This is a genomic window from Streptomyces durbertensis, assembly GCF_014156695.1.
Lineage (GTDB): Bacteria > Actinomycetota > Actinomycetes > Streptomycetales > Streptomycetaceae > Streptomyces > Streptomyces durbertensis.
This window is the reverse complement of the sequence record NZ_WMLF01000815.1, coordinates 1-1,110: the sequence shown is the minus strand read 5'-3', so window position 1 is coordinate 1,110 and position 1,110 is coordinate 1. Positions and strand designations below refer to the sequence as shown.

The window sequence follows — 1,110 nt, the reverse complement described above, 5'->3', positions numbered from 1 at the left end:
GGGGTGAGGTGTTGGTGCGGGGGGCCTCCGGCCTCGCACGGAGGGCCGGTATCTCGTCGCTGGTGGTGGGGTTGACCGTGGTCTCGTTGGCCACGTCCGCGCCGGAGTTGGCGGTCACCGTGGGGGCCGTGGCGCGGGACGAGCCGGGGCTCGCCGTGGGTAACGTGGTGGGCAGCAACATCGCGAACGTGCTGCTCATCCTCGGTGTGTCGGCGCTGGTGCTGCCGCTGCTCGTGACGCGGCGGCTGATCCGGATCGACGTGCCGATCATGCTGGTGCTGTCCGGTTTGCTGCTGGTCCTGTCGCTGGACGGGCGGATCGGGGCGGTGGACGGCGGGCTGTTCCTGGCGGTGCTGGTCGGTTATCTGACGCTGAGTGTGGTGCTGGGGCGGGCGAAGAGGCCGGTCGCGGTGTTGGAGGGGGAGGAGGCCGAGGAGAAGGCGGCGTCGGGCGCGGACGAGGAGTTCCGGCCGCTGCCGGTGTGGCTGGCGGTGCTGCTGGTGGTGGCCGGGGTGGCGTTGCTGGTCGGCGGGGCGCACCTGTTGGTGGAGGGTGCGGTGAACGTGGCGACCGAGCTGGGGGTCAGCAGTCTGGTGGTCGGTCTGACCGTGGTCGCGGTCGGCACCTCGCTGCCGGAACTCGCGGTGTCGGTGGTGGCCGTGCGGCGCGGTGAGCGGGACATGGCGGTGGGCAACATCGTGGGCAGCAACATCGCCAACATCGGTCTTGTACTGGGGCTGCCGGCGCTGCTCGCGGCCGGAGGTCTTCCCGTTCCGGCGGAAGCCGTCGCGCTGGACCTGCCGCTGATGGTGGCCGCGTCCGTCGCCCTGCTGCCGATCGCCTTCACCGGGTTTGTGATCAGCCGGTGGGAGGGCGGGCTGTTCGTCGCGCTGTACCTGGCGTACATGGCCTATCTGGTGCTGGCCGCCACCGAGCACGACGCGCTGTCCGGCTTCACGGCGGTCATGGTCTGGTTCGTGCTGCCGCTGGTCGCGGTGACGGTGCTGGTGTTCACCCTGTACGAGGTGCGGTTGCGGCGTCTGCGGGCGGCGGCGCGGAGGTGAGGTGCGGGGCCGGTGTCCCGCCGCGCGTGAGGGCGCGGCGGGACAC

Annotated in this window: 1 protein-coding gene; it reads left to right on the top strand. The window is 71.6% G+C overall.

All coding sequences use genetic code 11. The features are described 5' to 3' along the window. Nucleotides 1-8: 8 nt before the first annotated feature. Nucleotides 9-1,064 (top strand): calcium/sodium antiporter, encoded by a 1,056-nt coding sequence (locus GL263_RS27020; protein ID WP_323379580.1) that lies wholly within the window; start codon nt 9-11, stop codon nt 1,062-1,064. Nucleotides 1,065-1,110: the final 46 nt, after the last annotated feature.